Source organism: Staphylococcus sp. FSL W8-1270 (assembly GCF_038007165.1).
In the GTDB taxonomy this organism is placed as follows: domain Bacteria; phylum Bacillota; class Bacilli; order Staphylococcales; family Staphylococcaceae; genus Staphylococcus; species Staphylococcus hominis.
Map to the genome: position 1 here is coordinate 1,140,121 of NZ_JBBOWQ010000001.1, position 13,258 is coordinate 1,153,378.

General features: G+C 31.5%; 10 protein-coding genes and 1 other RNA gene. 10 read left to right on the forward strand and 1 reads right to left on the reverse strand.

Features of this window, described 5'->3' with window-relative positions; all coding sequences use genetic code 11:
- The first annotated feature begins 37 nt into the window (after positions 1 to 37).
- The 9 genes from recJ to NSU06_RS05825 all read left to right on the forward strand — a co-directional run bounded on the left by recJ (position 38) and on the right by NSU06_RS05825 (position 11,377).
- Positions 38 to 2,311, forward strand: coding sequence for a single-stranded-DNA-specific exonuclease RecJ (gene recJ / locus NSU06_RS05785; protein WP_049420489.1), 2,274 nt, complete (start codon positions 38 to 40; stop codon positions 2,309 to 2,311).
- A 21-nt stretch (positions 2,312 to 2,332) separates the two neighbouring features.
- Positions 2,333 to 2,851, forward strand: a complete 519-nt coding sequence (locus NSU06_RS05790) for an adenine phosphoribosyltransferase (RefSeq protein ID WP_019835427.1) — start codon at positions 2,333 to 2,335, stop codon at positions 2,849 to 2,851.
- 333 nt (positions 2,852 to 3,184) lie between these two features.
- Positions 3,185 to 5,374, forward strand: a complete 2,190-nt coding sequence (locus tag NSU06_RS05795; RefSeq protein WP_017176166.1) for a RelA/SpoT family protein — start codon at positions 3,185 to 3,187, stop codon at positions 5,372 to 5,374.
- Positions 5,375 to 5,389: 15 nt separating this feature from the next.
- Complete coding sequence (gene dtd / locus NSU06_RS05800) at positions 5,390 to 5,842, forward strand: D-aminoacyl-tRNA deacylase (RefSeq protein WP_049382003.1); 453 nt, start codon at positions 5,390 to 5,392, stop codon at positions 5,840 to 5,842.
- The gene (locus tag NSU06_RS05805; protein WP_049382004.1) at positions 5,839 to 6,714 is read left to right on the forward strand and encodes an N-acetylmuramoyl-L-alanine amidase; all 876 of its coding nucleotides are present in this window, start codon (positions 5,839 to 5,841) and stop codon (positions 6,712 to 6,714) included. The genes dtd and NSU06_RS05805 overlap by 4 nt, the downstream gene beginning before the upstream one ends.
- Before the next feature lie 351 nt (positions 6,715 to 7,065).
- Entirely contained in the window at positions 7,066 to 8,343 is a 1,278-nt protein-coding gene (hisS, locus tag NSU06_RS05810) for a histidine--tRNA ligase (RefSeq protein ID WP_145428799.1), read from the forward strand.
- Positions 8,343 to 10,109 carry an aspartate--tRNA ligase gene (gene aspS, locus NSU06_RS05815; protein WP_070436596.1) on the forward strand — a complete coding sequence of 589 codons (1,767 nt, stop codon included), beginning with the start codon at positions 8,343 to 8,345 and terminating at the stop codon, positions 10,107 to 10,109. Before hisS ends, aspS begins: the two co-directional genes overlap by 1 nt.
- 212 nt (positions 10,110 to 10,321) lie before the next feature.
- Positions 10,322 to 10,512, forward strand: a non-coding RNA gene (ssrS, locus tag NSU06_RS05820) — 6S RNA.
- Between the two features lie 88 nt (positions 10,513 to 10,600).
- On the forward strand, positions 10,601 to 11,377 hold the full coding sequence (locus NSU06_RS05825; protein ID WP_002455249.1) for a tRNA threonylcarbamoyladenosine dehydratase: 777 nt from the start codon (positions 10,601 to 10,603) through the stop codon (positions 11,375 to 11,377).
- A 55-nt stretch (positions 11,378 to 11,432) separates the two neighbouring features.
- Here the strand turns inward: NSU06_RS05825 and NSU06_RS05830 are convergent, their stop codons facing one another.
- On the reverse strand, positions 11,433 to 12,701 hold the full coding sequence (locus NSU06_RS05830; RefSeq protein WP_054105784.1) for a replication-associated recombination protein A: 1,269 nt from the start codon (positions 12,699 to 12,701) through the stop codon (positions 11,433 to 11,435).
- An 83-nt stretch (positions 12,702 to 12,784) separates the two neighbouring features.
- On the opposite strand from NSU06_RS05830, the gene cymR reads away from it, so the two are divergent.
- Positions 12,785 to 13,207: a cysteine metabolism transcriptional regulator CymR gene (cymR, locus tag NSU06_RS05835; RefSeq protein ID WP_002448977.1), complete on the forward strand. Its 423-nt coding sequence runs from the start codon at positions 12,785 to 12,787 to the stop codon at positions 13,205 to 13,207.
- The last annotated feature ends 51 nt before the right edge of the window (positions 13,208 to 13,258 follow it).

A 13,258-nucleotide genomic window follows, 5' to 3' on the forward strand; every position in this document is an offset into this window, starting at 1 on the left:
AGGTATAATTGCTTGTGGAAAAAGGAAGGATAACTTTATGATTCAATCTAAATATAAATGGCTTTATGAAGCACCTAAACAAGATATATCGTCTGAGATTATTAAGGAATTTAATTTATCTCCTATTGTAAGAAAGATTTTAGAAAGTAAATCGATTACACAGTATGATGAGATAAATACATTAATTAATGGTACAAATAAAAAGCATGATTCATGGCTAATGAGTGATATGCGAAAAGCTGTTGATCGAATTAATTTAGCGATTGATAAACATGAAAGAATATTAGTATATGGAGACTATGATGCTGATGGCGTAACATCTACAACGATATTAGTTCAAACACTGCAAAAATTGGGCGCTGAAGTCGGTTGGTATATTCCTAATCGATTTAGCGAAGGTTATGGTCCAAATAAATATGCCTTTCAAAATGCTTACGATGAAGGCGTATCACTTATTATTACAGTTGATAATGGAATACAAGGTCATGAAGAAATTGAAATGGTACAAGCATTGGGAGTCGATGTAATTGTTACAGACCATCATGAAATAGGCCGTACATTACCAAAAGCATATGCCATTATTCATCCTATGCATCCAGAATTTGAATATCCATTTAAATATTTATGTGGAGCTGGTGTCGCATACAAATTATCGCAATGTTTAATAGATCATCCTCCAGAATATTTCATAGCGCTTGCAACTATTGGGACGATTGCAGATTTAGTGTCACTGACTGATGAAAACAGAACGATTGTTCAAGAAGGTCTTAAATATTTAAATCAATCCTGTCCATTTCAAATTCAATCATTATTAAATCAAGCAGGATTTAATGATGAAATAGATGAAGAAACAATTGGTTTCATTATTGGACCTCGTTTAAATGCGGTAGGTAGATTAGAAGATGCGTCATTAGCAGCGGAATTACTGATGGCAGAAGATTCTGAAGAGGCGAATTTTTTAGCTGAACAAGTAGAAGCTTTTAACATTGAACGTAAAGATATTGTCGCTCAAATAACAGAAGAAGCACTATTGATGGCTAATGAAAAAGTTGAAAATGGCGACAAATTTTTACTTTTAGCTAAAGAAGGATGGCATGAGGGAGTATTAGGTATTGTGGCTTCAAAAATTGTAGAAACTTATGCTTTACCCACTCTTATTTTAAATATAGATTTAGAACAACATCATGCAAAAGGTTCAGCTAGAAGTATTGAACAAGTGTCTATGTTCGAAATTTTAAGTGCACATCAAGACTTGATATCTAAATTTGGTGGTCATCATATGGCAGCTGGAATGACGATGGAGATTGATAATATTGATGCATTATCAAAAGGATTAAATGAATGGATGGTTCAGCTTTCTAAACATACTTCTTTAGAACCAACAAAACATATTACGACTAAACTTTCAGAAGATGACATTACTGTATCAAATATTCATGATATTAAAATACTGAAACCGTTTGGTACTGATTTTGAAAAACCTTTATTTGAATTGGATGATACAGAAGTTAATGACGTTAAAGCGATTGGAAAAGATAAAAATCATTTAAAATTAGTAACTGGTCAAGCTAAATTACAACATTTATTTTGGAAAAATGGTGATTTAATGACACAAATAGAATTAGGCCAACCTGTCAATATCATAGGACATTTACAAATAAATAAGTGGAATAACAATCAGACACCTCAAATGATGATACAAGATTTAGCGACTCAAAATGAGCAAATATTAGATTATAGAAGTAAACGTAAACAACTTAATATTGATACGTCATCTAATAATGTTGCTTTTGTCATTCATTCTAAAAAAGAGAAGTTAGGTGAGAATTATTTCCACTACGGTGAAACAATTGATTCATCATATAATACGATTGTGTTTCGTGATTTACCAACTGATTTAGATAGTGTTACACAATCTCTAAAATATTTAGAATACTCACAACTCTATTTAGTATTACACCATCAACATTCAATTTATTTTGAGGGGTTACCGAGTGCTCATCTATTTAAACAAAGTTATAGGGCACTATTTACTAAGAAAGAAATGAACTTAGAAAAAGAAGGGTTACAATTATGTCAATACTTAAATATTAAGCCAAATACTTTAAAGTTTATTTTAAAAGTATTTCTTGACCTAAGTTTTATTTACGAAGAAAATGGTATAATTAAAATAAATGATAATCCAAGTAAACAATCTATTGAGTCGAGTCAAGTTTATAAATCGAGACAGTCAAGAATTGAAGTTGAAAAATTAATGCTTTATGATGACTTTTCACATCTTAAGAATTGGATTAAAGCTCAAAAAGCGTAACGCATAGGAGGAAATTTTTAAATGGATTTAAAGCAATACGTATCTGAAGTACAAGACTGGCCTAAACCAGGTGTTAGTTTCAAAGATATTACAACTATTATGGACAATGGTGAAGCATACGGTTATGCAACTGATCAAATTGTAAAGTATGCAAAAGATCGTAACGTTGATATTGTAGTAGGCCCTGAAGCAAGAGGATTTATTATTGGCTGTCCAGTTGCGTACTCAATGGGAATTGGATTTGCACCTGTAAGAAAAGAAGGAAAATTACCACGTGAAGTTATTCGCTATGAATACGACTTGGAATATGGGACAAATGTTTTAACAATGCATAAAGATGCAATTAAACCAGGACAACGTGTTTTAATCACTGATGATTTATTAGCGACAGGTGGAACAATCGAAGCGGCTATTAAATTAGTAGAAGAATTAGGTGGTATTGTTGTTGGAATAGCTTTTATTATTGAATTAAAATATTTAAATGGTATGGAAAAAATTAAAGACTATGATGTCATGAGTTTAATTTCTTACGATGAATAGTCATTAATTTAGTAACTAGATTAATATATATTAAAGCGAGTGTAGGAATTCAGATTGAATACTATCTCGCTTTTTTTATTATCGTTGCATCATCATTAATCTAATCACATTTATTTATTTAAAAACTTGTAGTATTATATAACTATTATTTAAACCAAAGTTAATCTTTTAGAGATTTTAATACTTTTGTTAAAATTACATTAATACTCACGCATCTTTAATTAATAGGAGTGGTACTCGGATTAATTAAGTAATGAAAAGAAATTTCTTGATTTTCAATGATTCGGTTATCGGTAGAGTATTTGAAATATTAAAAAGTCGGGGTGTCATATATTGAATAACGAGTATCCATATAGTGCTGATGAAGTACTAAATAAAGCTAAATCCTATTTATCAGCAGATGATTATCAATATGTTTTAAAAAGTTATCATATTGCTTATGAAGCACATCAAGGACAGTTTCGAAAAAATGGGCTACCTTATATCATGCATCCAATTCAAGTAGCAGGTATATTAACAGAAATGCGCTTAGATGGACCAACAATTGTAGCTGGCTTTTTACATGATGTGATAGAGGATACACCATATACATTTGAAGACGTAAAGAATATGTTTAATGAAGAAATTGCACGAATTGTAGATGGTGTAACTAAGTTAAAAAAAGTTAAATACCGTTCTAAAGAGGAACAACAAGCTGAAAATCATAGAAAGTTATTTATTGCGATAGCTAAGGATGTTCGTGTCATATTAGTTAAATTAGCTGACCGCTTACATAATATGAGAACGTTAAAAGCAATGGCTAGAGAAAAACAAATTCGTATTTCAAAAGAAACATTAGAAATCTATGCACCTTTAGCGCATCGTCTAGGTATTAATACCATTAAATGGGAATTGGAAGATATTGCGTTACGTTATATTGATAGTGTACAGTATTTTAGAATTGTTAATTTAATGAAGAAAAAACGTAGTGAACGTGAAGCATATATTCAAAATGCTATGGATAAAATTCAAACTGAAATGAATAAAATGAATATCCAAGGTGAAATAAGCGGTCGCCCTAAACATATTTACAGTATTTATCGTAAGATGGTAAAACAAAAAAAACAATTTGATCAAATATTTGATTTATTAGCTATACGAGTGATTGTGAATTCAATTAATGATTGTTATGCTATTTTAGGCTTGGTTCATACATTATGGAAACCGATGCCAGGTCGTTTTAAAGATTATATCGCTATGCCAAAGCAAAATATGTATCAATCATTACACACTACTGTTGTTGGACCTAATGGTGATCCTTTAGAGATTCAAATTCGAACATTTGAAATGCACGAAATTGCTGAGCATGGGGTGGCAGCGCATTGGGCATATAAAGAAGGTAAAACAATAAATTCTAAAACACAAGATTTCCAAAATAAACTTAACTGGTTAAAAGAACTTGCAGAAACTGACCATACATCTTCAGATGCACAAGAATTTATGGAATCACTTAAATATGATTTACAAAGTGATAAAGTATATGCGTTTACGCCTGCAAGTGATGTGATTGAATTACCTTATGGCGCAGTCCCTATTGATTTTGCTTATGCCATCCATAGCGAAGTGGGTAATAAAATGATTGGCGCAAAAGTCAATGGTAAAATTGTGCCTATTGATTATATGCTTAAGACAGGCGATATTATTGAAATTCGCACAAGTAAACATTCATACGGTCCAAGTAGAGATTGGTTGAAAATTGTTAAATCATCTGGAGCAAAAAGTAAGATAAAAAGTTTCTTTAAAAAGCAAGATCGTTCTTCTAATATAGAAAAAGGTAAATTTATGGTAGAAGCGGAAATTAAAGAACAAGGTTATCGAGTTGATGAGATTCTAACAGAAAAAAATATTGAAGTCGTTAACGAAAAATATCATTTTGCCAATGATGACGATTTATATGCTGCAGTAGGTTTTGGTGGTGTTACTGCTTTACAAGTAGTGAATAAATTAACGGAAAGACAGCGTATACAAGATAAACAAAAAGCATTAAATGAAGCACAAGAAGTCATTAAAACGTCACCAATTAAAGAAGATATCATTACTGATAGTGGGGTTTATGTCGAAGGATTAGAGAATGTTTTAATCAAATTATCTAAATGTTGTAATCCAATTCCTGGTGATGATATTGTTGGATATATCACTAAAGGACATGGTATTAAAGTTCATAGATCAGATTGCCCAAATATTAAAAATGAAAACGAGAGATTAATTAATGTCGAATGGGTTAAATCAAAAGATTCAACACAACGTTATCAAGTAGATTTAGAAGTCAATGCATATGATCGAAATGGGTTACTCAATGAAGTGATTCAAGCCGTAAATTCAACCGTAGGAAGTATTATTAAAATGAATGCACGATCTGATATTGACAAAAATGCAATTATTACAATTAGCGTTATGGTTAAAAATGTAAATGATGTATTTCGTGTAGTTGAAAAACTTAAACAATTGAGTGATATTTATACAGTTTCTAGAGTATGGAATTAAAAGAGGTGCTAAGATATGAAAATAGTTGTACAAAGAGTAAAACGAGCATCTGTCACTAATAAATCTATTCATAACCAAATTGAAAAAGGTTATTGTTTATTAGTAGGTGTTGGGAAAAATTCGACGGAATCTGATATAGAAGTATTAGCGAAGAAAATTATTAATGCACGTTTGTTTGAAGATGATAACGGAAAATTAAATTTAAATATTCAACAAATTAATGGTGCGATTTTATCTATTTCTCAATTTACACTTTATGCAGAAGTTAAAAAAGGTAATAGACCAGGTTTCTCACAATCCATGCGACCTGAAGATGCCAAAATATTATACGATAAGTTTAACTCTGAACTTCAAAAGTATGATATTGATGTTCAAACTGGTGAATTTGGGACAGATATGGAAGTAGAAATTATTAATGATGGTCCCGTAACGATTATATATGAAAGTCAGGATGGCAAAGTAATATGAATAAATTAGATACATGGTTAACCAAACATGATCTAAAAAATATGTTGACGTTAGTAGTAGTGTTATTATTTATTCTTTTTATAATATTAATATTTATGTTTATGAATCATAATGATCAAGATAGTAATAGACTAACAATAACAGAAGATGCTGAAATAAGAACAGGACCTAATGCAGGATATCCGGTGATATATAAAGTTGAAAAAGGAGATAGTTTTAAAAAATTAAAGACGTCAGGAAAATGGATTGAAGTCCAAAATGCTAAAGGAGATGAAAAAGGATGGGTTGCTGGTTGGCATACGAGTTTGAATATTAAAGCTGATGTCAGTAAACAGGAAAATCCTTTTAAGAATAAAACTGTGGTGCTTGATCCTGGTCATGGAGGGAGTGATCAGGGAGCCTCAAGTTCCACGGCTCTTAAATCTCTCGAAAAAAACTATACTTTGAAAACAGCACTTGAATTAAAACGTGCATTAGAAAAAGCAGGAGCGCATGTTAAATTGACGAGAACAGATGATAGTTATGTAAGCTTAGATAATAGAAAAGCGACAGGTGATGTATTTATAAGTATTCATAATGATTCATTAGATAGTCATAATGCTAATGGCGCTACTGTATATTGGTATCAAAATAGTCAAGAAACATTAGCAGAAGTATTAAATGCGAATATTCAAAAAAAGTCATTACTTTCTAATCGTGGTGTTCGTCAACAAAATTATCAAGTTTTAAGACAAACGAATAAACCAGCTGTGTTACTTGAATTGGGCTATATAAGTAATCCTACCGATGAAAAAATGATTAGAAATCAATTACATAGACAGGTTGTAGAAGAAGCGGTTGTAGATGGATTAAAACAATATTTTGCTTCATAATACTTGCAAACTTTTCCTAAAATCGGTATCATAATCAGTGAACTTTATAAATAATACCGTTTGTATTCTTGAAAAGACTAATGAAATAGTGAACAATCATATTGATTGTGAAGAGAAGTAATCCTAGGCTGAAAGATTATACTAGTACATTGGTATCTTTGAACACAAGAAAAGGTGCTTTGATAAAATAAAGCCGGTTTGCGTACGTTACACGTGATGAGTGGAGAATATTTTTATTCTCAATTAGGGTGGCAACACGGCATATCGTCCCTTATATAGCATGAAGCTATATAAGGGACTTTTTTATTAAAGAAATTTAATAGTTAACAACAATTTAGAAGGAGTGATTGTATGATTAAGATTCCTAGAGGAACGCAAGATATTTTACCTCAAGAGTCTGCAAAATGGCGATATATTGAAAATAAATTAGATGAATTAATGAAATTATACAATTATAAAGAAATACGTACACCAATATTTGAAAGTACTGACTTATTTGCAAGAGGTGTAGGAGATTCTACTGATGTCGTTCAAAAAGAGATGTATACGTTTAAAGACAAAGGCGATAGAAGTATTACATTAAGACCTGAAGGAACTGCAGCAGTCGTGCGATCATATATTGAAAATAAAATGCAAGGTGAACCTAATCAACCTATTAAGCTCTACTATAACGGACCAATGTTTAGATACGAACGAAAACAAAAAGGACGTTATCGCCAATTTAATCAATTTGGTGTAGAAGCAATAGGAGCAGAAAATCCAAGTATTGATGCAGAAGTATTAGCAATGGTAATGCATATATATGAATCATTTGGTTTAAAACATTTAAAGCTAGTGATTAATAGTATAGGAGATCAAGCATCTCGTAAAGAATATAACGAAGCATTAATTAAGCATTTTGAACCTGTCATTGATACATTCTGTAATGATTGTCAATCACGTTTGCATACAAATCCAATGAGAATCTTAGATTGTAAGGTTGATAGAGACAAAGAAGCAGTGAAACATGCTCCAAGAATTACAGATTACTTAAATGATGAATCAAAGGCATATTATGAAGCAGTTAAACATCATTTAGATCAACTAGGTATCAATTATGTTGAAGATCCTAATTTAGTGCGTGGACTTGATTATTATACTCATACGGCATTTGAACTCATGATGGATAATCCAAATTATGACGGTGCTATTACTACACTATGTGGTGGAGGTCGTTATAATGGACTTCTTGAGTTATTAGATGGTCCTAAGCAAACAGGAATAGGTTTTGCCCTTAGTATTGAACGATTACTTCTTGCACTTGAAGAAGAAGACATAGAATTGAATGTGGATGAAGATTTCGATTTATTTGTCGTAACGATGGGTGAAAAAGCAGAACAATATAGCGTGAAACTTTTAAATGATTTAAGAAAACATGGCGTGAAAGCTGATAAAGATTACTTAAATCGAAAAATTAAGGGACAAATGAAGCAAGCTGATCGTTTAAATGCTAAATATACGATTGTAATAGGTGACCAAGAGCTAGACAATAATAAAATTGATGTTAAAGAAATGTCTACAGGTGAAACAAAAACAATTCAATTAAATGAAGTAGTTAGTTTCTTTAATAAAGAAAAGGAGAATAAATAATGGGTAAAAGAACAACATATTGTGGTTTAGTAACTGAAGAATTATTAGGTCAGAAAGTAACACTAAAAGGTTGGGTTCATAACCGACGCGATTTAGGTGGCCTTATTTTTGTTGATTTACGTGATAGAGAGGGAATTGTACAAATTGTATTTAATCCAGATTTTTCAAAAGAAGCTCTATCTATTGCTGAAACTGTAAGATCAGAATATGTAGTTGAAGTTGAAGGTTCAGTAACTAAAAGAGACCCAGAAACAGTTAATCCAAAAATTAAAACAGGTCAAGTAGAAGTTCAAGTATCTAATATTCGTATAATTAATAAATCAGCGACACCACCATTTTCAATTAATGAAGAAAATCAAAGTGTTGATGAAAATATTCGTCTTAAATATCGCTATTTAGATTTAAGACGACCAGAATTAGCTCAAACATTTAAAATGAGACATCAAACGACTCGATCAATTCGTCAATATCTTGATAATAATGGTTTCTTTGATATTGAAACACCCGTATTAACAAAATCTACACCAGAAGGTGCGAGAGACTATTTAGTGCCATCGCGTGTACATGAAGGCGAATTTTACGCTTTACCACAATCACCACAGTTATTTAAACAATTATTGATGATTAGTGGTTTTGATAAATACTATCAAATTGTAAAATGTTTCCGTGATGAGGATTTACGTGCTGATCGTCAACCTGAATTCACACAAGTAGATATCGAAATGAGTTTTGTTGATCAAGAAGATATTATTCAAATGGGCGAGGAAATGCTTTCTAAAGTTGTAAAAGATGTAAAAGGTATTGATATTCAAACACCATTCCCTCGTATGACATATGATGAAGCAATGAAACGATATGGTTCTGATAAACCAGATACACGTTTTGGTATGGAATTGCAAGATGTGTCTCAATTAGGAAAAGAAATGGATTTCAAAGTGTTTAAAGATACTGTAGAACACGACGGAGAAGTTAAAGCAATCGTTGCTGAAGGTGCTGCAGATAACTATACACGTAAAGATATGGATGGATTAACAGAATTTGTAAATATCTATGGTGCTAAGGGTCTAGCTTGGGTGAAAGTTGTAGATGAAGGCTTAAGTGGTCCGATAGCAAGATTCTTTGAAGAAGAGAATGTTAACACATTAAAAGAATTAACAGGTGCTAAACCTGGAGATTTAGTAATGTTTGTTGCAGATAAGCCAAATGTTGTTGCACAAAGTTTAGGTGCACTTCGAATTAAAATTGCAAAAGAATTAAAATTAATTGATGAATCAAAATTAAACTTCTTATGGGTAACAGATTGGCCTTTATTAGAATATGATGAAGATGCTAAACGTTATGTTGCTGCGCATCATCCGTTTACATCACCTAAAGAAGAAGATATTGCTAAACTAGATTCTGAACCTGAAAAAGTTCAAGCAAATGCTTATGACGTTGTATTAAATGGATACGAATTAGGCGGTGGATCAATCAGAATATCTGATGGAGAATTACAAGAAAAAATGTTTGAAGTTTTAGGATTTACTAAAGAACAAGCTAGAGAGCAATTTGGTTTCTTATTAGATGCCTTTAAATACGGCGCACCACCACATGGAGGCATCGCTTTAGGTCTAGATAGACTAGTTATGTTACTCACAAATAGAACTAATTTACGTGATACTATCGCTTTCCCTAAAACTGCTTCTGCAACTTGCTTATTAACGGATGCACCAAGTGAAGTATCAGATAAACAATTAGAAGAATTATCATTAAGAATTCGTCATTAATCTTCATTTTTAAAATAGAATAATTTAGTGCTAAATTGGGACGGGAATTGAGTTTCTGTTCCAATTTTTATATACACTAACTTAAATTTTAAATAACAATAATTATATTATGTAAACTTATATATTTAAAAATATTTTAAAAATAAACATCCTCATACAATATTTAAGGATTTATTTAATAAGCTCTTTATGATAAAATATGTCTATAAGATAGTCATCTGTGTTGTTCGTATGTTTGCTTTTTATTTGGGCCTAACACTTTTTGATCAGGGAGCCCAATAGGTTTTCTTGCAGCGCACACGCCTCATTTGGAGGACTTGCAAAACAAGAAACAGGGCACCCACCTGTATATAGCAGGCCGAATGATCAAGCTTTTTATAACTACGGCAACTACGGACTCTATCGGTACGTAAGGCTTTAGGCCTTACGTATTTTTTTTTGCTTTTTTCTGTTAATATAGTATTAATATTTGCTAAGTAAAGGAGTTAATTATGAAACATCAATTTTCTAGAAATGAATTAGCCTATGGACAAGAAGGACTAGATTTACTAAAAGACAAGACAGTAGCGGTCTTAGGGGTAGGTGGAGTTGGTTCATTTGCTGCTGAAGCTTTAGCAAGAACTAACATTGGTCACATTATTCTTATTGATAAAGATGACGTAGATATCACTAATGTAAACCGTCAAATTCATGCATTAACTACTACCATAGGTCAAAGTAAAGTAACATTAATGGAAGAACGAATTAAACTCATCAATCCAAATTGTAAAGTTACACCTCTTCACATGTTTTATACTGAAGAGACATATGAAGATATTTTTAATAATTACAATATTGATTATTTTATCGATGCAAGTGACACGATTATATACAAAGTTCATTTAATGAAAGAATGTTTAGATAGAGGAATCAAGTTGATTTCAAGTATGGGCGCTGCGAATAAAATAGATCCAACACGTTTCAAAATTGCTGATATTTCAAAAACATATATGGATCCAATGGCAAAAATTATTCGTAACAAGTTGAAAAAACTTGGAATAAAAAAAGGTGTTCCTGTTGTTTTTTCAGATGAGAGTCCAATAGTTATTCGTGAAGATGTTAAGAAAACTGTTGGAGATGCAAATGCAATAAATCGAAAAGGTCAAATGCCTCCATCATCGAATGCATTTGTACCAAGCACAGTAGGTTTAATTTGTGCAAGTTATGTCGTAAATGATATTTTAAAAGATATTCCTGTACGTAGAATTAAAGATAAAGGTAATAACTAACAAAAAACCTATGGAAGAGATGAATGAAGTATTATCATCTTTTCCATAGGTTTTATTAGTTTTTATGATTTAAATTATCATACACTATTTTAAATTGTTGTTCACTTTTAGAAGTTGTTTTTGGTTCATAATATATTTTATTTTTTAAAGCGTCAGGTAAATATTGCTGTTTAATATAACCATTCTCATAATCATGAGGATATTTATAACCGATAGATCGGCCTAAGTCTTTTGCTCCTTGATAGTGACCATCACGTAGGTGATTAGGTATTTGACCAACTTTGCCTTTTCTGATATCACTTAATGCACTATCAATTGCTTTTATAGCTGAATTAGACTTAGGAGATAGTGATAATTCAATTACTGCTTGACTTAGAGGAATTCGTGCTTCAGGCAATCCGAGTCGTTCAGCTGATTGAATAGCTGCTAGTGTTCTTTGACCAGCACTTGGAGAAGCTAAGCCAATATCTTCATAACTAATGACGAGTAAACGTCGTACGATTGTTGGAAGATCACCTGCTTCGATTAGTCTCGCCAAATAATGTAAAGCAGCATTAACGTCACTTCCACGAATAGACTTTTGAAATGCACTCATGACATCATAATGCATGTCACCATCTTTATCACTGATAAAAGCACCTTTTTGTAAACAATCTTTAGCATCTTCTAAAGTAACATGACGTTGATTATTGGAAACTTTAGCACTTAATACTGCTAATTCCAAAGCATTTAAAGCGCTTCTTACATCACCATGACTTCGAGTAGAGAAATATTTTAGTGCATCTTCATCAATTTTTGGTTGATACGATTTTAAACCATTTTGATCATCATTTAATGCTCTAGTTAATGCTTGATATACATCCTTTTCATCAAGTGGATATAATTCAAAAATTTGTACACGTGAGCGAATCGCTGGATTAATTGCATGATAAGGGTTAGAAGTTGTAGCACCAATTAAAATGATTTTACCATTTTCTAAATGTGGTAATAAAAAATCCTGTTTTGCTTTATCTAAGCGGTGAATCTCATCTAATAATAAAATGACTTGTCCTGACATTTTAGCTTCTTCAACTATCATTTGCATATCTTTTTTTGTATTCGTTACTGCATTTAATTGTCTAAATTTATATTCAGTACTGCCAGCAATGGCTTTAGCAATACTAGTTTTTCCAATTCCAGGAGGTCCATAAAAAATCATAGAAGATAATTTTTTAGTTTCTACCATACGTCTTATAATGCCTCTTGGACCAACTAGATGTTGTTGTGAAATAATTTCATTTATATTTGTAGGCCTCATTCTTGAAGCTAAAGGTTCTGTATTCAATTTTTTCACACCTTTCTATTACTATATTAACTGAAAAAATGATAGAATGGGACTATATTATTCGAATTAAGTGAGGTAAAACTATGAAAATATCAACGAAAGGGAGATATGGGTTAACTTTAATGATTTCCCTAGCAAAAAGAGAGGGGCAAGGGTGTGTATCATTAAAAACAATTGCTGAAGAAAATCATTTAAGTGATTTATATTTAGAACAACTCGTGGGTCCTTTAAGAAATGCTGGATTAATTCGAAGTATTCGTGGCGCTAAGGGTGGATATCAATTAAGAGTCCCATCTGAAGAAATTTCAGCTGGCGATATTATTCGCTTATTAGAAGGACCTATTACTATTGTAGAAAGTATAGATTCTGAACCACCAGCACAAAAAGAATTATGGTTGCGAATGAGAGATGCTGTTAGAGAAGTTTTAGATAATACAACATTAAAATATTTAGCTGATTTTGTAGAATCAGATAACGATTTAGATGGTTATATGTTTTACATTTAAAAATTTAAATTTATTATGTTTAAAACTTTTTTGCTGTGGTATTGGATTAAT

Excerpts from the sequence above, each read along its gene's own strand:
- recJ (WP_049420489.1), top strand. The coding sequence starts at position 38 with ATGATTCAATCTAAATATAAATGGCTTTATGAAGCACCTAAACAAGAT.
- NSU06_RS05790 (WP_019835427.1), top strand. The coding sequence starts at position 2,333 with ATGGATTTAAAGCAATACGTATCTGAAGTACAAGACTGGCCTAAACCA.
- dtd (WP_049382003.1), top strand. The coding sequence starts at position 5,390 with ATGAAAATAGTTGTACAAAGAGTAAAACGAGCATCTGTCACTAATAAA.
- NSU06_RS05805 (WP_049382004.1), top strand. The coding sequence starts at position 5,839 with ATGAATAAATTAGATACATGGTTAACCAAACATGATCTAAAAAATATG.
- hisS (WP_145428799.1), top strand. The coding sequence starts at position 7,066 with ATGATTAAGATTCCTAGAGGAACGCAAGATATTTTACCTCAAGAGTCT.
- aspS (WP_070436596.1), top strand. The coding sequence starts at position 8,343 with ATGGGTAAAAGAACAACATATTGTGGTTTAGTAACTGAAGAATTATTA.
- NSU06_RS05825 (WP_002455249.1), top strand. The coding sequence starts at position 10,601 with ATGAAACATCAATTTTCTAGAAATGAATTAGCCTATGGACAAGAAGGA.
- cymR (WP_002448977.1), top strand. The coding sequence starts at position 12,785 with ATGAAAATATCAACGAAAGGGAGATATGGGTTAACTTTAATGATTTCC.